Genomic DNA, 18,225 nt, shown 5'->3' with positions numbered 1-18,225 from the left:
CGCGGGGGCCGGGCCTCTATGATTTGGGAGTTGTGGTAATGGCAATAGCCTCCGGTGCCTACAAGAAAGCCTTGAGTGGCGACCAGAAACCCAAAGAGGTTCTGGTAAAAATCGACCGGGTCAGCAAGCAGTTCGATGAAACGCTGGCTGTGGACAGCGTGTCCCTGGACATCAAGAAGGGCGAGATCTTCGCCCTGCTCGGTGGCTCGGGTTCGGGCAAGTCGACCCTGCTGCGTATGCTGGCTGGTTTCGAGCGTCCCACTGAAGGTCGCATCTTCCTCGATGGCCAGGACATTACCGACCTGCCGCCCTATGAGCGGCCGATCAACATGATGTTCCAGTCCTACGCCCTGTTCCCCCACATGAGCGTGGCGCAGAACATCGCTTTCGGCCTCAAGCAGGACGGCCTGCCCAAGGCTGAGATCGACAAGATCGTCGACGAGATGCTCAAGCTGGTGCAGATGACCCAGTACGCCAAGCGCAAGCCGCACCAGCTCTCCGGTGGCCAGCGTCAGCGCGTGGCCCTGGCCCGCTCCCTGGCCAAGCGTCCGAAGCTGCTGCTGCTCGACGAGCCCATGGGCGCGCTGGACAAGAAGCTGCGTTCGCAGATGCAGCTGGAACTGGTGGAGATCATCGAGCGCGTGGGCGTGACCTGCGTGATGGTGACCCACGACCAGGAAGAGGCCATGACCATGGCCCAGCGCATCGCCATCATGCACCTGGGTTGCATCGAGCAGATCGGCAGCCCGATGGACATCTACGAGACGCCGGCCAGCCGCCTGATCTGCGAGTTCATCGGCAACGTCAACATGTTCGACGGCGAGCTGGTGGAAGACCTGCAGGACCACGCGGTGATCGCCTGCCCGCACCTGGAAAACCCGATCTATATCGGCCACGGCATCAGCACCCGTGCCGAGAACAAGCGCATCACCTATGCGCTGCGTCCGGAAAAGGTCATGGTCAGCGCGCAGAAGCCGGCCGACCTGGAGCACGAAGGCCACAACTGGGCCCAGGGCACCGTCCACGACATCGCCTACCTGGGCGGCCATTCGGTGTACTACATCAAGCTGGCCTCCGGCTTCATCGTCCAGGCCTTCATGGCCAACGCCGAGCGCCACGTGGCGCGCCCGACCTGGGACCAGCCGGTTTACATCAGCTGGTACGACGACAGCGGTGTGGTACTGCAATCATGAACATCAGCAAATCGCTCATGAAACGGCTGCCGAACGGCCGCCACGCCGTGATCGGTGTGCCGTTCTTCTGGCTGTTCCTGTTCTTCCTGCTGCCCTTCGCCATCGTGCTGAAGATCAGTCTGGCGGCAGCGGACGTGGCCATTCCGCCGTACACCGAAGTATTCCAGTACGCCGACCAGACCCTTCAGGTCGTGCTGAACCTGGGCAACTACCTGATGCTGACGGACGACCCGCTCTACATCGATGCCTACCTGGGCTCGCTGAAGATGGCGGCGATCAGCACCTTCCTGTGCCTGCTGATCGGTTATCCGATGGCCTATGCCATCGCCCGCGCCAGCAAGGAGATGCAGACCGTCCTGCTGCTGCTGATCATGATGCCGACCTGGACGGCGATCCTGATCCGCGTGTACGCCTGGATGGGTATCCTCTCCAACAACGGCCTGCTCAACAGCTTCCTGATGTGGCTGGGCGTGATCAACGAGCCGCTGACGATCCTCAACACCAACTTCGCGGTGTACATCGGTATCGTCTACTCGTACCTGCCCTTCATGGTCATGCCGCTCTACGCCAACCTGGTGAAGCACGACATGAGCCTGCTGGAAGCCGCATCCGACCTCGGCGCGCGCAGCTTCACCAGCTTCTGGAAAATCACCGTCCCGCTGTCCAAGAACGGCATCATCGCCGGCTGCATGCTGGTGTTCATCCCGGCGGTGGGCGAGTTCGTGATTCCGGAACTGCTGGGCGGCCCCGAGACGCTGATGATCGGCAAGGTGCTGTGGCAGGAGTTCTTCAACAACCGTGACTGGCCGGTGGCATCCGCCCTTGCCGTCGTGATGCTGGCGATCCTGATCGTGCCCATCATCTTCTTTAACAAGAACCAGGCTAAAGAGCTGGAGGGCAAGGTATGAACAAGCGTTGGTCGTTCTCCAACATCATGCTGGTGTTGGGCCTGCTCTTCATCTACGTGCCGATGCTCATCCTGGTCATCTACTCGTTCAACGGCTCCAAGCTGGTGACCGTGTGGGGCGGCTGGTCGGTGAAGTGGTACGTCGGCCTGCTGGACAACCAGCAGCTGGTTGGCTCGGTGTTCCGCTCGCTGGAGATCGCCTGCTACACCGCGATCTCCTCGGTAGCCCTGGGCACCCTGGCGGCCTTCGTGCTGACCCGCATCCCGCGCTTCCGTGGCCGTACGCTGTTCGGCGGCATGGTTACCGCGCCGCTGGTCATGCCCGAGGTGATCACCGGTCTGTCGCTGCTGCTGCTGTTCGTGGCAATGGCCCAGCTGATCGGCTGGCCGCAGGAGCGCGGCATCGTGACCATCTGGATCGCCCACACCAGCTTCTGCTCGTCCTACGTGGCAGTGGTGGTGTCGGCGCGCCTGCGCGAGCTGGACCTGTCCATCGAGGAAGCGGCCATGGACCTGGGCGCCAAGCCCTGGAAAGTGTTCATGCTGATCACCATCCCGATGATCGCGCCGTCGCTGGCGGCGGGCGGCATGATGTCCTTCGCCCTGTCGCTGGATGACCTGGTACTGGCCAGCTTCGTGTCCGGTCCTGGCTCCACCACCCTGCCGATGGAAGTGTTCTCCGCCGTGCGCCTGGGTGTGAAGCCGGAGATCAACGCCGTAGCCAGCCTGATCCTGCTGACCGTATCGCTGTTCACCTTCTTCGCCTGGTACTTCACCCGCCAGGCCGAGGAACGTCGCAAGCGCGCGATCCAGGAAGCCATGGAGTCCAACGCGACCGATTGGCAAAAGGGTTCGACAGCCACCGCCTGACGCCGTCTTGTCGGCCGGTTGTATCCGGCGATTGTCGAACCACGGGCCACCTTCGGGTGGCCCGTGTTTTTTGCCCGCGCGTTATTCCGAAGTGCTTGGAAAATCGGGATTTATCGGAAAAATCCGTGGGTAGGAAAGACTCCCTCCTGTCGCAATGCCAACTACGCTTTAGACGTTCGAAGGTGATTTCCGGTCTCCCCCCGAACCAGGACCGGGACGCACCGTCGGCAAACTTCAGTGATGCCTCTGGCACGCGTGCGGGAGACGGCGCGCAATACAACACCCCGACCTATCCCTAGGGGGAATACCGCGCCAGGGAGCCCCTGGCATCTCCCGCAGCACTCTCTTCGCCCACCCATGAAAAACCCCGCCTGAGCGGGGTTTTTCGTTTTGCCTGGCGGTGCCTATCGGCGTACCGGGATCAGCCTCAGCAAGCCCTTGGTATTGGCCTTCACCTCGTTGTCATCGTAGTGCTGGGGCAGGTATTGCCCTTCGATATAGGCCTCGGCCTGGTCGTCGTAATGCTTGTCGAACGGCACGCCGCTCTGGCCGACCGGGTTGATGCCCAGGCTGTGGGCCGGATCGGCGAAGTCGATCAGGCGGCGCGTGGATGGACCATAGACCACCTGCCAGGGCGCCGGGCCGACCCGTGCGGACAGGTTGTTCGGCACCTCGTGGCCACCGGGCGCGGCGAACGGGCCGACGTTGAAGATCTTGTCGAGCGGCTTCTGCATGCCCAGCGGGTGGCCGTGCGTCAGGGTATGCGCCTTGCCCCACTGCCATTGCTTGGAATCCTCGCCCAGTGTCGCGCGCAGGTGCGCCAGGCTGGCTTTCCAGGCGGCCTTGACGATATCCGCGCGGGTTTCCTTTTCCGGCGTCTTGCGGTTGTCCCACCAGGGCGAGCTTTCGTCCGCGGCCAGGCGCGGCAGGGCGACATCGAGCACGCGGGTGGACAGCAGGTTGTCGAAGAAGGCATCGCCCATTTCGTCGCGCATGGCACCGTCGGCGACCTGGTAGATCAACTGGTTGAAGACCGTGGCAGTGACCGAGTCCAGCGGATGATCGCCCTGCCAGCCGGCCAGTTGCTCCACCAGCGCCTTCTCTGCGTCCGTCGTCGCCGCTTCGCGCAGGATCGGCAGCAGCGGCTTGAGGAAGCGCGGGCCGTAGCCGGTGGCGGTGTCCAGTTGCAGCGCCTGGCTGTTCTGCAGGTCCCATTTCACCGCGTTGTCGGACAGGCGCTTGTTCAGTTGCTGGCCGCGATCGGGCAGGTTGTAGTAGCCCGGCACCGGGCGACCGTTGGCCGGCACCGGCTGGAAGTTGGCGGAGACGATGTAGCCGCGCGCCGGGTTTTCTTCCTGTGGGTTCTCGCTGAACGGGTAGAAGCCGGTCTTGTCGGCCTGCCCGCTGGCACCGTCGAGCAGGAAGTTCGGGTTGACCCCGTCCGGGCGCACCGGCAGCTGCGCCGAAGCCCACCAGCCGATATCACCGCGCGCGTTGGCCCAGACCACGTTGAGACCCGGCGACTGGATCTTCGACGCGGCTGTGCGGGCCTTGGCCAGGGTGTCGGCGCGGTTCAGCTCGTAGAAGGCGTCGAGGATCGGGTTCTGGGTTTCCAGGAAGGCCCACCACATGGATACCGGCGTCTTGCCGGCAGCGGTGCCCAGCGCATCGTTGACCAGCGGGCCATGGGGCGAGCTGCGCAGGGTGATCTTCACCGGCGCCTCGCCCTTCACCGCGATGCTCTGTTCCTCGTTCTTCAGGTCGACCCACTGGCCGTGGTACCAGACCTGGTTGGCGTTGTCCGGGTTGACCTTCTCGGCGACCAGATCGACGTCGTCGTTCTGGAACATGGTCAGGCTCCAGCCGAACTGCAGGTTATGGCCGAGCGAGGCGAAGGGATTGAGCGCCTGGTAGTGACCGTACAGCTCGAAGCCCGGCGCGCTGGCCTGCATCTCGTACCACACCGCCGGTACGGCGAAGCGGATGTGCGGGTCACCGGCCAGCAGCGGCTTGCCGCTCTTGGTGCGGCTGCCGGAAACGGCCCAGGCGTTGCTACCCTCGAACTGCGGCAGGCCGGCTTTCTCCAGCGCGGCATGGCTCAGGCGGGCAATGGCGCTCATGTCCTGCCAGTCGGCGGCGGCCAGCGGCGAGGGTGTGAGTACCCCTTCGGGATGCCAGTCGAGGTCGAAGACTTTCAGGTAATCCGCGCCCAACTGGTCACGCACATAGGTCAGCACGGGTTCGGTGCGGAAGGCGGCGGCGAAGCTGTAGGCCATGTAGCCGGCGACGCTGACGGTGTCTTCCGGCGTGAACGGCCGCTTGGGAATGCCGAGGATGTCGAACTCCACGGGGCGCGGGTGGCTCTCCTGGAACTGGTTGACGCCATCGAGATAGGCGACCAGCGCTTTCCACGCCGGGGAATTCTTGTCCTGCTTCGCCACGTATTCGGCAGCGTGATCGCGGATGCGCAGGCTACGGAACATGCGGTCGGTGTCCACCAGCTTCGGCCCGAGCACCTCGGCTAGCTCGCCGCGGGACAGGCGCCGCAGCATTTCCATCTGGAACAGCCGGTCCTGGGCGTGGACGTAACCGATCGCCCGGTACATGTCCTCCTCGCTGCCGGCCTTGATGTGGGGCACCCCGCGCTCGTCGTAACGGACGGTGACCTCGGTCGAGAGGCCGGCCAGGGGCAGTTGTCCGTCGCGTACCGGCTGCTTGCCGTGCAGGTACCAACCGGCGCCCGCCGCGGCAGCGGCTACGACGACGGCGAGGACAGTCAAAGTGCGTTTCATGCGCCAACTCCTTGTTGTTATCCACCGATTCTGCAAAGGAAGGCGCATGGCGTTCATTGACTGAACGTCTCGCAGCTGGAACTCTTTGGTCAACTCCAGGAGGGATCATGTCCGCCGCTGAACTGAATTTCCCCGCCAGCCCGGCGATGACCCAGTCCGCCACCCTGCGCCGCCAGCTGTACGAGGCGCTCTCCGTGCTGGGCTTCGATCCCACCGATGTCTACCGCCAGGCTTTGCAGAAGGTTCGCCTGCCGCCGCCCGCGCAGAGCGGCCGGCTGGTGCACGATGACGCGCCGCTGTTCTGGACGACCCTCGACGACATCACCGGTGATGCCGATATCGGCCTGCACCTTGGCGAGGCGATGAAGCCGCGCCTGCTCGACGTGGTGGGTTACCTGCAGATGGCCAGCAGCGACCTGCGCGAAGCGCTCGCCAGCTTTCTGCGCTTCCAGCACATCCTCTCCGGCGGCTTTGCCGCGCAGATGCGCGAGGAGGGCGAGCAGGTGCGGCTGATCCTCGACCTCAACTACCTCGGCACGAGCAACCTGCGCCAGCAGATGGAATGCCTGATGCTGCTGTTCATCAAGCAACTGGCGCTGATCACCGATGGCGAGTTTCGCGTCCAGGCCATCGAGTTCCGCCATCCACAACCGCGGCGCCTGAGCGAGCATCGGCGGTTGTTCGGCATGACGCCCAGCTTCGGCAAGCCCAACGATGCGCTGCTGTTCGACCGCGCGCTGCTGGCGCGTCCCTCGCGCACGGGCAATCCGGTGCTGCATCGGCTGCTCACCGAGCATGCGCGTGAGCAGTTGGGCACGCTGGACGAGAACGACCTGCTGAATCGGCTGCGCTACCTGATCGGGATTCGCCTGGGCGACTCGGAGTGCACCCTGCGCAGTTGCGCCCGCGAGCTGGGGGTGCGACCCGGTCTGTTGCAGCGCAACCTGGCGGGGCGGGCGCAGACGTTCAGGGAGGTGCGCGAAGAAGTGCGCCGGCAGCGAGCGGTGGAAATGCTCGAAGGCGGCGTGGCGATCCGGGAGGTGGCGCGGGCCTGCGGGTTCGCCGAGCTGTCGCCGTTCTACCGGGCGTTTCGGCGCTGGTATTCAGTGCCGCCCGAGCGCTATCGCCAGCGCTTGCAGGGCGGCACCGAAGGTTGAGGGCTACTCGGCGAGGGGGATTTCGCGACTCACTTCCAGCAGCGCCATGGCGTCGAGCTGGTCCTCGATCTGCAGGAAGCGCAGGGCCCGCTGGGGAGAGACTTCCTTGGCAATGCGCTTGAGGTACTTCTCCTTGAGCTCCTGCCGGTCGTCCTGCAGCTCCAGCACCTGCTTCTGCAGCTTGGCCGCCTCGTCGTTGCCCACCGAGCCGGTGTTATAGCTGTTGGCGTAGTCGATGATGATCGCCAGCGTCTGCTTGCTCAGCTTGTCCGCCTCGGTGCGATAGCTGTTGTAGATCGGCCAGAACTTCTCGGTTTCCTGCGGGGTGAGCTTCATGTTCGCTTCGACGATGCGCTTGCGCTTGTAGTCGATGTCGGCGATCCGGTTGTTGATGGCTTGCTTGTGCTGCTCCATGAGCTGGCTGCTGCTGGGGGTATCGTCCGCGTGGACGGCCAGGGGCAGCGCTAGCCCGGTACAGAGGACGGCGCAGAAGGCAAGAGCGGGTTGAAAACGCATGCTGAGCTCCTTGGTAGCGAGCGGCCCTTCATGGGCCGGCGTTCCAAGTGTAGTCACGGATTGCCGATCGTCTTCGTTGACGAGGCTCAGTGTTGAGCATTGTCCCACGGGCAATAGCAGCCCACCGCCAGCGTATGGGTGGCGTTCACCTGGCGGCCCTGGACCAGGGCATCGAGGATCGGCTCGATGAAGCTGTTGCCCGAGGTGCACACGGCGCCTTCGCTGTAGGGGCCGACGTAGGCCAGTTGACCCTGGGCATTCCAGATCGCCACGGCGGGACTGGCGGGCAATAGTTCGGCGCCGGGCAGGCCATCGAGTGTGCGCATCGACTTCAGCGTGTCGGGCAGATGGCCGCGCGTCCCGGCTTTCTGTACCGCGAAGAACTCCACGCCCTGCGGGCCGAAGCGCTGGATCAGCTCGGCCAGGTGCTGCTGGTTGCCGACGTTGCACGGGCAGGCCGGGTCCCAGAAGTGCACCAGGCGGATCTTGCCGGGGCCGGCCAGTTGCGCGGGCAGCATCAGGTGGTCGCCGGAAAACAGCTGCGGCTGGTGGGTGAACGGGCGGATGAAGCGGTTCTCGTACCACCAGTAGGTGGCCAGCAGCGCGCCGAGGCAGAGTGCGGCGATCAGCCAGGTGATGAGCGACTTGCGGCGGGTGGGCATGTCATTTCCCGAAAAGGAAGGCCGGTAAACTGGCCGACAAGCTTGCCACGAGGACGGTCGCGGCAGAATATCCCCGCAGCGCGCCGTTGCCGTTGTCCATCTCTCCCTGATGAGTGAAGAAGCCCATGCCTGAAGCCTTCCAGCCCGATCTGCTGCGCTCGCTGCTGCGACCTCTGACCGCAGCGACGAGTGAGGGTGGTATCGCGCTGTACCAGCATTTCTACGGCCTGGACCTGGATGCACGGCATCCGGGCTTGCAGAGTCGGCTGGGTACTTTCGAGTCCGGCGGCTATCGCATCGCCGCGCAATACTGGCGGCCCGTGCTGGCTCGCGGGACGATGCTGTTGATGCACGGCTACTACGACCACATGGGTCTGTATCGCCACGTGATCGACTGGGCGTTGGGCATGGGCTTCGCGGTGCTGGCCTGCGACCTGCCGGGGCATGGCTTGTCGGAAGGCGTGGCCGCCAGCATCGGCGACTTCGCCGAGTACCAGGTGGTCCTCGCCGACCTGCTCGACCAGGCTCAGGTACTGGACCTGCCGCAACCCTGGCACTTGTGTGGCCAGAGCACTGGCGGGGCAATCCTGCTGGATTACCTGCTCACCGGCGCGCCACGTCCCGAACTGGGCCGCACCATCCTTCTCGCGCCGCTGGTGCGGCCGCGTGCGTGGGGCTGGTCGAAGTTGAGCTACCAGGTGCTCAGGCCTTTCGTGGATTCGATTCCGCGCCGCTTCAGCGAGAACTCCAACGACGCCGAGTTCCTGGCCTTCCTGCGGGACCGCGATCCCTTGCAGCCGCGCACCTTGCCCACGGCCTGGGTCGGCGCGCTGGCGCGCTGGATTCCGCGCATCGAGGCGGCAGGACATGGCGCGCAGAGCCTGTTGGTGGTGCAGGGCGACGCGGACGAGACGGTGGACTGGCGTTACAACTTGAAGGTGCTGGAGGAGAAGTTCGAGAAGATCGAGTGCCTGTTACTGACGGGCGCGCGGCACCACCTGGCGAACGAGAGCGAGACGTTGCGCAGGCGTTACTTCGATTTTCTCAGCGAGCGGATGGGGTAGCGCGGGGGGAGGAGTGCTGTAGTGAGGGCGTGTCCTTGATTCCTTGCGCCATGTTCCTCAGGCGCCACCCTCTGTACAGCGGGTACCATTCTAGGCAGTAAGTTCCTCGGAGTGGACCGCAAGCTCGGTAGGTTTATTCCTCTCACTGCCCGTTGGCAGGAACTGCCAATCCGGCCTTCAGCGCGGCGAGGGCGGCGCGGTAGTAATCACGGCCGGCCGGCGATTCGCTGAAGTCGGCGAACTGGCCCAGTTCGGCATCGCTCAGGCCGCGGTAGACATACAGCAGGGTATTGTCGAGGTCGGCGCCGATCTGGCTCATCAGCTTCTGCCGCTGGCCTTCGAGCATGCCTTGCGTACCGCCGCCACCGAGGAGACCCGGAAGCATCTGGCTGAGGCTGTCGGCGGCAACGCTGGCCAGGGCCAGGCTGACTTCGGCGCCTGCTTCGCGGGCCGGCAATATCTGGCTGAGACGGTGCACGGTCTGCTTGCGGGCGTCGCTGGCCTGTTGGCGAGGCAGGCCATTGGCGTATTTCTGCAACTGGTCGCTGCGCGTGGCCAGGGTTTCGGCGCCAGCGACCTTGCGGCCCAGGGGGGATTCGAAGAAGTTGAGGGCGCCGCCGCTGTTCGGCAGGTTCTGGCGCAGGCCGTTCAACGCGCGTTGGTCGATGTCGGCGGGGGCGAAGCGTTGGTTGCTGTTGTCCACCAGCGTCTGGTACAGCGCCGGTGGCAGGTTGCCCTGGTAGCGCTTCTGCGCGGCATGCAGGGCGTCGTTGAAGTGCGCACGCTGTTCCGGCCATCCGGCGGCCTGGTACAGGCGCTGGTAGTCATCGGCCAGGGCGGGCATGCCCAGTACAAGAAGGGTGAGGGCCAGCAGTACGCGCATTGCAACTCCTTTTGGGCGGCAGGGATCGCTCGCCGGGGGCTATTGTCGGCAAGGCTTGCCCCGCTTGTCGAGACACTGGCGCCGGACGTTACAATACGCCATGCATTTCGACGCCCCTTCTCCCTTCGTGCAAGGCCCCCTCCTGCAACGCATCGTTGACGACCTCGCCGACAAGGGCTGGTCGCAGCAGGATGCCTTCCTTCCCGATGCCCTGATCGCCGCGCTGGCGCAGGAGTGTCGTGCCCGCGATGCCGCCGGCAAGCTGGCCACCGCAGCCATCGGTCGGGGTGAAGGACAGGCTGTGCGCGAGGGCATTCGCGGCGACCGCATCCAGTGGATCGAGCCCGGCCAGGCCGAGGCCTGCGACCTCTACCTGGCCGCGCTGGACGAATTGCGGCGGCTCATCAACCGCACGCTGTACCTGGGTCTGGAAGACTTCGAAGGACACTTCGCCCTCTATCCGCCGGGCGCCTTCTATCAGAAACACCTCGACCGTTTCCGCGACGATGACCGTCGCAGCGTGTCGGCGGTGTTCTATCTCAACCGTGATTGGCCGGTGGAGCAGGGCGGCGCGCTACGCCTGTATCTGGACGACGAACGGTCGCTGGATCTGGCGCCGCTGGGTGGGCGACTGGTGATCTTCCTTTCCGGCGACTTCCCCCATGAAGTGCTGCCGGCCAGCCACGAGCGCCTGTCGCTGACCGGCTGGTTCCGCCGTCGGGGCGATGCTCCGCGCTGAGCGCCTCAGTGCCCCCAGACCTTGATGGTCCCGCTGATGTCCTGGATGTCGCGGATTTCGATGGTGCCCAGCCGCCCGCTGCCCACATAGACGTCGCCGATCACGCGCAGGCGGATGGTCTGTGCCGGCAGGCCGCTGGCGTTGAGCTGCTGGTTGATGGTGGTGAGATCGGGCAGGGTCAGGGCGAGTTGCTGCTGGCCGCTGGCGTTCTGCGTCACGTCCACCTGCAGGGTCGGTTGCTCGATGCCGAAGATCGGCAGGCTCAGGCCCAGTTGTGTCGGGCCATAGGGCAGGCTGCCACCGCGGCCGTCCGGGCAGTCGCTGGCGCTGACGCAACCGTTGTCGATGAATACGTTGCGCAGGGAGACGCTGCCGCCCTCATCGTTCCAGGCGACGCTATCCATGTGTGCCAGCACGTCGGCGCGGATGCTGATGCCATCCTGTCCGGTGACGGCGCCCAGGCGATCGTTATCCAGGGCTTCGAGCTCGGCGTAGGCCAGTGGCAGGTAGGACAGTGCCGCGAGCGTTGCGGAATAGAGGAAGAGGCGGGACATGACGGGGCTCCATGGCAATTGGCCGATGCGCGAGTCTGGGCGGCGACCCGCTGGGCAGCCAGTGCCGGACGGCTGTTCCCGTCGAAGGTTGTGTTTCAGCGCTGTGCCGACAGCCGGCGAGCCGCTCAAGGGCCCGACTTTCGGCGGGGCGGAAACCTGTTGCGACACACGCTCCGATGAATGTCGCGTTACCCGGCGTGACCGGAAAAGAGCGAGCAGCTAGTCTGTCCCCTTCCAAAAGGGAGTGATTCGCCCATGCAGAAGGTTCTCGTCAGCCGCTGCCTGCTTGGCCATCGCGTCCGCTATGACGGCGGCGCGCACGGGCCGTTCGACCTGCTGTCCCGCTGGCAGGCCCAGGGGCGCGTGGTCGCGTTGTGTCCGGAAGTGGCCGGCGGCCTGCCGACGCCCCGCGCCCCGGCGGAGATTCCCGGTGGCCAGGGCATGGCCGTGCTGGAGCGTGTGCGTCCGGTGATGACGGTGGAGGGCGAGGATGTCAGCGACGCCTTCCTGCTCGGTGCAGAAGAGGCCATGGCGCTGGTGCGCCGCCACGATATACGCCTGGCGGTGCTCAAGGCGCGCAGCCCTTCCTGTGGCAACCGCGAGAATTACGACGGCAGCTTCAGCGGCCAGAAGGTCGCCGGCGAAGGCGTCACCGCCGCCGCGCTGAAGCGCATGGGCGTGCTGGTGTTCAGCGAAGAAGAGCTGGATGCCGCCGCCGTCTGCCTGGCCGGGCTGGAAGCCGGAGGCTAGAGCGCTCGCCGACACTCGAAGACGTACTATTTTCCTTGAGCCTCGCGCGCTGGCGCCTATGCTTGTCCGTTCCATGCGGAAGGCGAGGCCGGCCTGAGCGCGACCTTCGCCTTCCGATTTCCATGTAGAAGGAGAAGAACATGAGAACCCTGCTGCCTTGCCTCGGCCTTGCCGCGCTGCTCGCCGGCACTTCCGCCGTTGCCGCCGATATCCCGCGCACCCCGGCTCCGGAAGGCGCGAAGGTGTACTTCATCGAGCCGGCCGACGGTGCCACGGTGGACAAGACCTTCACCGTCAAATTCGGCCTCAAGGGCATGGGCGTCGCGCCGGCGGGCGTGGATTCCCCGGCCACCGGCCACCACCACCTGCTGATCGACCTCAAGGAGCAGCCGGCGATGAATATGCCGCTGCCGATGACCGACCAGATCAAGCACTTCGGCAAGGGCCAGACCGAGACCCAGGTGACCCTGCCACCGGGCAAGCACACCCTGCAGCTGCTGGTGGGCGACAAGAACCACGTGCCGTTCGACCCGCCGGTGGAGTCGCAGCAGATCACCGTCAATGTGAAGTGATGGCTGGGCTCGGGGGCGGGGGCTTGCCCTCACCCTAACCCTCTCCCGGGGGGAGAGGGGACTGTCCCGAGTGCGCTGATTGTTTGGAGCTTGCCGGCTAACGCTGAACTCACTCCCATGCTCCAATCGGCCCCCTCTCCCTCTGGGAGAGGGCTGGGGTGAGGGGCTTTCAGCCACGCCGATATTCCAAACCGCAGAAACAAAAAAGGAGGCCCAAAGGCCTCCTTTTTCTTACCACCAACCAGCGTTTAGAACAGAACGCGGCTGCGGATGGTGCCGTTCACGTGCTGCAGCTTCTCCAGCGCCAGGTCCGAGTACTCGGCGTCGACGTCGATCACCACGTAGCCGACCTTGTCGTTGGTCTGCAGGTACTGGCCGGAGATGTTGATGCCGTTGTCGGCGAACACCTTGTTGATCTCGCTCATCACACCCGGAATGTTCTCGTGGATGTGCAGCAGGCGGTGCTTGCCCGGGTGCGACGGCAGGGCGACTTCCGGGAAGTTGACGGAAGACACCGAGGTGCCGTTGTCGCTGTACTTGACCAGCTTCTCGGCCACTTCCAGACCGATGTTGGCCTGGGCTTCGGCGGTGGAGCCACCGATGTGCGGGGTCAGGATCACGCGATCCAGGCCGCGCAGCGGGCTTTCGAACTCGTCGTCGTTGGACTTGGGCTCGACGGGGAATACGTCGATGGCGGCGCCGATCAGGTGTTCGTCCTTGATCGCGGCGGCCAGGTGGTCCAGCTCGACCACGGTGCCACGGGCGGCGTTGATCAGGATGCCGCCTTTCTTGATGGCGCGGATTTCCTTCTCACCGATCATCCACTGGGTGGACGGCAGTTCCGGCACGTGCAGCGAGACGATGTCGGACATGCCGAGCAGCTCGTGCAGGTTGCCGACCTGCTGGGCGTTACCCAGCGGCAGCTTGGTCACGGTGTCGTAGAAGAACACCTGCATGCCCAGGGCTTCGGCCAGGACCGAGAGCTGGGTGCCGATCGAGCCGTAGCCGACGATGCCCAGCTTCTTGCCGCGGATCTCGAAGGAGTTGGCTGCGGATTTGATCCAGCCGCCACGGTGGCAGGAGGCGTTCTTCTCCGGGATGCCGCGTAGCAGCAGGATGGCTTCGGCCAGCACCAGTTCGGCGACCGAACGGGTGTTGGAGTAGGGCGCGTTGAACACGGCGATGCCGCGCTCGCGGGCCGCGTTCAGGTCGACCTGGTTGGTGCCGATGCAGAAGCAGCCAACGGCGATCAGCTTCTTGGCAGCGTCGAAGACTTCTTCGGTCAGCTGGGTGCGGGAGCGGATACCGATGAAGTGTGCATCGGCAATCTTTTCCTTCAGCTCGTCACCGGACAGCGCGGTCTTGAGGTACTCGATGTTGGAGTAGCCGGCCGCCTTGAGGGTGTCGACGGCGTTCTGGTGCACGCCTTCAAGGAGAAGGAATTTGATCTTGCTCTTGTCGAGAGAAGTCTTGCTCATCTGCTTTGAACCTGTAGTCCCGGGATGTGGCGAGAAATTGAACAGCTCAGGCCGGACCGGCCGGTGCCAAGCTTGGCGCCAGGTGGCGATCTGCGTGGGGTGCGTATGCTAGCATGTTCTCCCTTTTCCTTGCCCGGTTGCGACCTGAGCTGTTCTCAGGACGACCATGAACCATTTGAGAGTTCCTCCAATGACCCGCGACGCCCTGATCGAATCGCTCAAGCCCCTGCTGGATGCCGGGAAGCTGCTGACAGACGCCGATTCCCTCGAAACCTATGGCAAGGATTGGACCAAACATTTCGCCCCGGCGCCGCTGGCGATCGCCTTCCCCAAGAGCACCGAGCAGGTTCAGGCCATCGTTCGCTGGGCCAATGAGCACAAGGTCGCGCTGGTCCCCTCGGGCGGCCGTACCGGTCTCTCCGCTGCCGCCGTCGCCGCCAATGGCGAAGTGGTCGTGGCCTTCGACTACATGAATAAGATCGTCGAATTCAACGAATTCGACCGCACCGCGGTTTGCCAGCCGGGCGTGATCACCAAGCAGCTGCAGACCTTCGCCGAAGAGCATGGCCTCTATTACCCGGTGGACTTCGCGTCCTCCGGTTCCAGCCAGATTGGCGGCAACATCGGCACCAATGCCGGCGGGATCAAGGTCATTCGCTACGGCATGACCCGCAACTGGGTGGCCGGCATGAAGGTCGTCACCGGCAAGGGCGACCTGCTGGAGCTGAACAAGGACCTGATCAAGAACGCCACCGGCTACGACCTGCGCCAGCTGTTCATCGGCGCCGAAGGCACCCTGGGCTTCGTGGTCGAGGCGACCATGCGCCTGGAGCGCCAGCCGAAGAACCTCACCGCGATGGTCCTCGGTACTCCGGACTTCGATTCGATCATGCCGGTGCTGCACGCCTTCCAGAGCAAGCTGGACCTGACCGCCTTCGAGTTCTTCTCCGACAAGGCCCTGGCCAAGATCATGGCCCGCGGCGACGTACCGCCGGCCTTCGAGACCGATTGCCCGTTCTACGCGCTGCTGGAATTCGAAGCGACCACCGAGGAAGTGGCCAACGAGGCGCTGGCGACTTTCGAACATTGTGTAGAGCAGGGCTGGGTGCTGGACGGCGTGATGAGCCAGAGCGAGCAGCAGCTGCAGAACCTGTGGAAGCTGCGCGAGTACATCTCCGAGACCATCTCGCACTGGACGCCGTACAAGAACGACATCTCCGTTACCGTCAGCAAGGTCCCGGCCTTCCTCAAGGACATCGACACCATCGTCGAGGCCAACTACCCCGACTTCGAAGTCGTGTGGTTCGGCCACATCGGCGACGGCAACCTGCACCTGAACATCTTGAAGCCCGAGAACCTGAGCAAGGACGAGTTCTTCGCCAAGTGCGCGACCGTCAACAAGTGGGTGTTCGAGACCGTGCAGAAGTACAACGGCTCCATCTCCGCCGAGCACGGCGTGGGCATGACCAAGCGCGATTACCTGGGTTACTCTCGCTCCGAGGCTGAAATCGGCTACATGAAGGCGGTCAAGGCGGTGTTCGACCCGAACGGGATCATGAATCCCGGCAAGATTTTCGCCGAATAAGTCGCTGCCTATAGAGAAGGGCCGGCTCTTCGGATAGAGGGGCCGGCCCTTCGCACGTCAGCGTCACAGGAAGTGGCGCGTGCGCCGGCAGGATGCGGGCAACCGCGCGGGGTCACGAACCCCGCGCGGATCATCTCTTCCTTGCGTTCAGGAGTCGGTCATGAGTTACCAGCATCAGTATGTCGATGGCACCCCGATCCATTTCACCCTGGGCAAGGTGGTGTGTGTCGGCCGCAATTATGCGGAGCACGCCAAGGAGCTGAACAACCCGGTGCCGACCGAGCCGCTGCTGTTCATCAAGCCCGGCTCCTGCACGGTTTCCCAGGCCGGCGGTTTCGCCATTCCCGAGGACCGTGGCTCGGTGCACTACGAGGCGGAAATCGCCGTGCTGATCGGCAAGCCGCTGTCGCGCAAGCCGAGCACCGAGGAAGTGCTGGATGCCATTTCCGGTTACGCCCCGGCCCTGGACCTGACCCTGCGCGACGTGCAGGCCAAGCTGAAGGAAAAGGGCCTGCCGTGGGAGCTGGCCAAGTCCTTCGACGGCGCCTTCGTGCTGGCGCCCTTCGTCAGCTCTGACCACTTCCCGGACCCGACCGACATCGGCATCCGCCTGACCATCGACGGTGAAGTCCGCCAGGATGGCAACAGCCGCGACATGCTCAACCCCATCGTGCCGCTGATCCAGCACATCTGCGGGCACTTCTCGCTGCAGCCGGGCGACGTGGTCTCCACCGGCACGCCGGTCGGCGTCGGCCCGCTCACGAGCGGCAGCGAGGTGGTGCTGGAACTTCCCGGCGCCAGTCGATTCGAAAGCCGCGTGCTTTAACACCGTTGTCCCGCCGAAGGCCGCCGTTTGTGCGGCCTTCGCTTGTTGCGGGGCACCTTGCCGTGCTGATCAACAAGAGTCGCCATGACCATGTCCGTCCTTCGTCCTCGCTGGCTGCTGCTGGCCCTGCTGATTGCCCTGGTGGTGATCGGCGTCCTGACCTTCCTCTTCCACTGGGATGACCGCGCACGTCTTTGGCTGCGCGAGCAGGACACCAGTGCCCAGGCCCGCGCCGAGAGTATCTGGTTGCCGGGCTACACGGCGGTGATCCAGGCCAAGCCGCTCAAGGGTGGCATCGAAGGGCAGGAGACGTCGGACCTCGCCTACAACCCGGTCACCCGCACCCTGTTCACCGTCACCGGCAAGAAGCCGTTGCTGGCCGAGCTGTCGCTGACCGGTGACGTGCTGCGGGTGATTCCGCTGCTGGGCATGTCCAACCCCGAAGGCGTCGCGGTGCTCGAGGGCGGCAACGTCGCGGTGACCGATGAGCGCAAGAACTCCCTGACCATCTTCCACGTCGACCCGCAGACCCGCGAGTTGAGTACCGAGAAGCTCTCCAGCTTCGACCTGGGCGAGCGCGGCAAGAAGAACAAGGGCATCGAGGGCATTGCCTGGGACCCGCGGCAGAAGCGCCTGCTGCTGGGCCAGGAGCGTGACCCGCTGACTCTGTTCAGCCTTGCCAGCGACGGCAGCGCCAGCCTGAGCGGCGCGCTCCACGCACTTCCCAGCGACCAGTTGATGATGCGCAACGTCTCGGCGCTGAGCATCGATCCGCGCACCGGCCACACCCTGGTGCTGTCGGCGGAATCGCACCTGCTGCTGGAGCTGGACGAGAAGGGCGAACCGGTCAGCTTCATCAGCTTGCTCGGCGGCCTCAACGGCCTCCACGACAAGATCCCGCGTGCAGAAGGCGTGGCCATCGACGAGCAGGGCACCATCTACATGGTCAGCGAGCCGGACCTGTTCTACGTGTTCAAGCGTGAGGCGCAGCCGGCCAAGGATTGATTCAGATCGGAGTAAATGGCGGTTCTGGGGTCTTAAGCTTGGATTAAGTCCTGATTCAGGCTGGTTTCAGCCATGGACACTAAGCTGAACCCATCGAAAACGCCCCAGGAGGCACTTCCATGAAACTCCGTCATTTCCCCCTGATCGCTGCCGTTGGCCTGTTCTCCACCGTTACCCTGGCCGCTGGCGGCTACACCGGTCCGGGCAGCGATGCCCAGCCAGCCGCCGCTGCCGCCGGCCAGATCACCACGGTGAAGCAGGCCCAGGCCGCCGCCGATGACACCAAGGTCGTGCTCGAAGGCACCATCACCAAGCGCATCAGCAGCGAGCACTACGAGTTCAAGGACGCCACCGGCAGCATCCAGGTCGAGATCGACCACGACGACTGGCCGGCGGGCACTTCGGTTTCCGAGAACACCAAGGTGCGCCTGACCGGTGAAGTCGATCACCACAAGCAGAAGCCCACTGACATCGATGTGGATCGCGTGGAAATCCTTCAGTAATCCACTCTCGATAAAAAAGCCGCGCCGGGAACCCCATCCTCGGCGCGGCTTTTTGCATTCTTGGGTGCTTGTGGGCTCCCTGGAAGACGCTCTGCCGCCCTCTCCCTAACCCTCTCCCTGAAGGGAGAGGGGACTGAGCGGCGTCAAGCGAAACACCGAGCCTACCGGC

Annotated in this window: 18 protein-coding genes; 12 read left to right on the top strand and 6 right to left on the bottom strand. The window is 64.4% G+C overall.

What is annotated here, in order from left to right:
- Positions 1-38: 38 nt before the first annotated feature.
- From potA to JVX91_RS03675, 3 genes are read left to right on the top strand one after another with little or no spacing between them, the layout of a single operon-like run.
- Complete coding sequence (gene potA / locus JVX91_RS03685; protein WP_205338079.1) at positions 39-1,193, top strand: polyamine ABC transporter ATP-binding protein; 1,155 nt, start codon at positions 39-41, stop codon at positions 1,191-1,193.
- A gap of 26 nt (positions 1,194-1,219) precedes the next feature.
- Positions 1,220-2,101: an ABC transporter permease subunit gene (locus JVX91_RS03680; RefSeq protein ID WP_205339919.1), complete on the top strand. Its 882-nt coding sequence runs from the start codon at positions 1,220-1,222 to the stop codon at positions 2,099-2,101.
- A complete protein-coding gene (locus JVX91_RS03675; RefSeq protein ID WP_081515243.1) occupies positions 2,098-2,970 on the top strand; it encodes an ABC transporter permease subunit in 873 nt (290 codons plus the stop codon). Before JVX91_RS03680 ends, JVX91_RS03675 begins: the two co-directional genes overlap by 4 nt.
- Before the next feature lie 404 nt (positions 2,971-3,374).
- Here JVX91_RS03675 and JVX91_RS03670 read toward each other — a convergent pair whose 3' ends face one another.
- Positions 3,375-5,762 carry a penicillin acylase family protein gene (locus tag JVX91_RS03670; protein ID WP_205338078.1) on the bottom strand — a complete coding sequence of 796 codons (2,388 nt, stop codon included), beginning with the start codon at positions 5,760-5,762 and terminating at the stop codon, positions 3,375-3,377.
- Positions 5,763-5,869: 107 nt separating this feature from the next.
- Between JVX91_RS03670 and JVX91_RS03665 the strand changes: the two genes are divergently transcribed.
- Entirely contained in the window at positions 5,870-6,919 is a 1,050-nt protein-coding gene (locus tag JVX91_RS03665) for an AraC family transcriptional regulator (protein WP_205338077.1), read from the top strand.
- 3 nt (positions 6,920-6,922) lie between these two features.
- On the opposite strand, the gene JVX91_RS03660 is transcribed toward JVX91_RS03665, so the two are convergent.
- Both JVX91_RS03660 and JVX91_RS03655 read right to left on the bottom strand, forming a co-directional pair.
- Complete coding sequence (locus JVX91_RS03660) at positions 6,923-7,435, bottom strand: transcriptional regulator (RefSeq protein WP_205338076.1); 513 nt, start codon at positions 7,433-7,435, stop codon at positions 6,923-6,925.
- Positions 7,436-7,521: 86 nt separating this feature from the next.
- Complete coding sequence (locus JVX91_RS03655) at positions 7,522-8,097, bottom strand: DUF6436 domain-containing protein (protein WP_205338075.1); 576 nt, start codon at positions 8,095-8,097, stop codon at positions 7,522-7,524.
- A 125-nt stretch (positions 8,098-8,222) separates the two neighbouring features.
- Here JVX91_RS03655 and JVX91_RS03650 point away from each other — a divergent pair, with 125 nt between their 5' ends.
- A complete protein-coding gene (locus tag JVX91_RS03650; RefSeq protein ID WP_205338074.1) occupies positions 8,223-9,161 on the top strand; it encodes an alpha/beta hydrolase in 939 nt (312 codons plus the stop codon).
- A gap of 142 nt (positions 9,162-9,303) precedes the next feature.
- On the opposite strand, the gene JVX91_RS03645 is transcribed toward JVX91_RS03650, so the two are convergent.
- Positions 9,304-10,044: a hypothetical protein gene (locus JVX91_RS03645; protein WP_205338073.1), complete on the bottom strand. Its 741-nt coding sequence runs from the start codon at positions 10,042-10,044 to the stop codon at positions 9,304-9,306.
- Between the two features lie 100 nt (positions 10,045-10,144).
- On the opposite strand from JVX91_RS03645, the gene JVX91_RS03640 reads away from it, so the two are divergent.
- On the top strand, positions 10,145-10,783 hold the full coding sequence (locus tag JVX91_RS03640) for a 2OG-Fe(II) oxygenase (protein ID WP_205338072.1): 639 nt from the start codon (positions 10,145-10,147) through the stop codon (positions 10,781-10,783).
- 5 nt (positions 10,784-10,788) lie between these two features.
- On the opposite strand, the gene JVX91_RS03635 is transcribed toward JVX91_RS03640, so the two are convergent.
- The gene (locus tag JVX91_RS03635) at positions 10,789-11,337 is read right to left on the bottom strand and encodes a DUF6160 family protein (RefSeq protein ID WP_205338071.1); all 549 of its coding nucleotides are present in this window, start codon (positions 11,335-11,337) and stop codon (positions 10,789-10,791) included.
- 255 nt (positions 11,338-11,592) lie between these two features.
- Here JVX91_RS03635 and JVX91_RS03630 point away from each other — a divergent pair, with 255 nt between their 5' ends.
- Positions 11,593-12,087 carry a DUF523 domain-containing protein gene (locus JVX91_RS03630; RefSeq protein WP_205338070.1) on the top strand — a complete coding sequence of 165 codons (495 nt, stop codon included), beginning with the start codon at positions 11,593-11,595 and terminating at the stop codon, positions 12,085-12,087.
- Positions 12,088-12,227: 140 nt separating this feature from the next.
- The gene (locus JVX91_RS03625; RefSeq protein WP_017520821.1) at positions 12,228-12,659 is read left to right on the top strand and encodes a DUF4399 domain-containing protein; all 432 of its coding nucleotides are present in this window, start codon (positions 12,228-12,230) and stop codon (positions 12,657-12,659) included.
- A 248-nt stretch (positions 12,660-12,907) separates the two neighbouring features.
- Here the strand turns inward: JVX91_RS03625 and serA are convergent, their stop codons facing one another.
- Positions 12,908-14,137 (bottom strand): phosphoglycerate dehydrogenase, encoded by a 1,230-nt coding sequence (gene serA / locus JVX91_RS03620; protein WP_045215566.1) that lies wholly within the window; start codon positions 14,135-14,137, stop codon positions 12,908-12,910.
- Positions 14,138-14,327: 190 nt separating this feature from the next.
- Between serA and JVX91_RS03615 the strand changes: the two genes are divergently transcribed.
- From JVX91_RS03615 to JVX91_RS03600, 4 genes are all read left to right on the top strand, one after another.
- Positions 14,328-15,722, top strand: a complete 1,395-nt coding sequence (locus JVX91_RS03615; protein ID WP_205338069.1) for an FAD-binding oxidoreductase — start codon at positions 14,328-14,330, stop codon at positions 15,720-15,722.
- A 160-nt stretch (positions 15,723-15,882) separates the two neighbouring features.
- Positions 15,883-16,548 (top strand): fumarylacetoacetate hydrolase family protein, encoded by a 666-nt coding sequence (locus tag JVX91_RS03610; protein WP_205338068.1) that lies wholly within the window; start codon positions 15,883-15,885, stop codon positions 16,546-16,548.
- An 84-nt stretch (positions 16,549-16,632) separates the two neighbouring features.
- Positions 16,633-17,553, top strand: a complete 921-nt coding sequence (locus JVX91_RS03605) for an SdiA-regulated domain-containing protein (protein ID WP_205338067.1) — start codon at positions 16,633-16,635, stop codon at positions 17,551-17,553.
- A gap of 119 nt (positions 17,554-17,672) precedes the next feature.
- A complete protein-coding gene (locus tag JVX91_RS03600) occupies positions 17,673-18,056 on the top strand; it encodes a NirD/YgiW/YdeI family stress tolerance protein (RefSeq protein ID WP_205338066.1) in 384 nt (127 codons plus the stop codon).
- Positions 18,057-18,225: the final 169 nt, after the last annotated feature.

Source organism: Pseudomonas sp. PDNC002 (genome assembly GCF_016919445.1).
In the GTDB taxonomy this organism is placed as follows: Bacteria; Pseudomonadota; Gammaproteobacteria; order Pseudomonadales; family Pseudomonadaceae; genus Pseudomonas.
Note: the sequence above shows the minus strand (reverse complement) of the source record. Positions and strands in the feature narration are given on the sequence as shown.

Coding starts and splice junctions, on each gene's coding strand:
- JVX91_RS03645 (WP_205338073.1), bottom strand. CDS start 10,044: ATGCGCGTACTGCTGGCCCTCACCCTTCTTGTACTGGGCATGCCCGCC.
- JVX91_RS03605 (WP_205338067.1), top strand. CDS start 16,633: ATGACCATGTCCGTCCTTCGTCCTCGCTGGCTGCTGCTGGCCCTGCTG.
- JVX91_RS03610 (WP_205338068.1), top strand. CDS start 15,883: ATGAGTTACCAGCATCAGTATGTCGATGGCACCCCGATCCATTTCACC.
- JVX91_RS03660 (WP_205338076.1), bottom strand. CDS start 7,435: ATGCGTTTTCAACCCGCTCTTGCCTTCTGCGCCGTCCTCTGTACCGGG.
- JVX91_RS03600 (WP_205338066.1), top strand. CDS start 17,673: ATGAAACTCCGTCATTTCCCCCTGATCGCTGCCGTTGGCCTGTTCTCC.
- JVX91_RS03650 (WP_205338074.1), top strand. CDS start 8,223: ATGCCTGAAGCCTTCCAGCCCGATCTGCTGCGCTCGCTGCTGCGACCT.
- JVX91_RS03670 (WP_205338078.1), bottom strand. CDS start 5,762: ATGAAACGCACTTTGACTGTCCTCGCCGTCGTCGTAGCCGCTGCCGCG.
- JVX91_RS03675 (WP_081515243.1), top strand. CDS start 2,098: ATGAACAAGCGTTGGTCGTTCTCCAACATCATGCTGGTGTTGGGCCTG.
- JVX91_RS03630 (WP_205338070.1), top strand. CDS start 11,593: ATGCAGAAGGTTCTCGTCAGCCGCTGCCTGCTTGGCCATCGCGTCCGC.
- JVX91_RS03655 (WP_205338075.1), bottom strand. CDS start 8,097: ATGCCCACCCGCCGCAAGTCGCTCATCACCTGGCTGATCGCCGCACTC.
- JVX91_RS03625 (WP_017520821.1), top strand. CDS start 12,228: ATGAGAACCCTGCTGCCTTGCCTCGGCCTTGCCGCGCTGCTCGCCGGC.
- JVX91_RS03665 (WP_205338077.1), top strand. CDS start 5,870: ATGTCCGCCGCTGAACTGAATTTCCCCGCCAGCCCGGCGATGACCCAG.
- JVX91_RS03640 (WP_205338072.1), top strand. CDS start 10,145: ATGCATTTCGACGCCCCTTCTCCCTTCGTGCAAGGCCCCCTCCTGCAA.
- JVX91_RS03615 (WP_205338069.1), top strand. CDS start 14,328: ATGACCCGCGACGCCCTGATCGAATCGCTCAAGCCCCTGCTGGATGCC.
- potA (WP_205338079.1), top strand. CDS start 39: ATGGCAATAGCCTCCGGTGCCTACAAGAAAGCCTTGAGTGGCGACCAG.
- JVX91_RS03635 (WP_205338071.1), bottom strand. CDS start 11,337: ATGTCCCGCCTCTTCCTCTATTCCGCAACGCTCGCGGCACTGTCCTAC.
- serA (WP_045215566.1), bottom strand. CDS start 14,137: ATGAGCAAGACTTCTCTCGACAAGAGCAAGATCAAATTCCTTCTCCTT.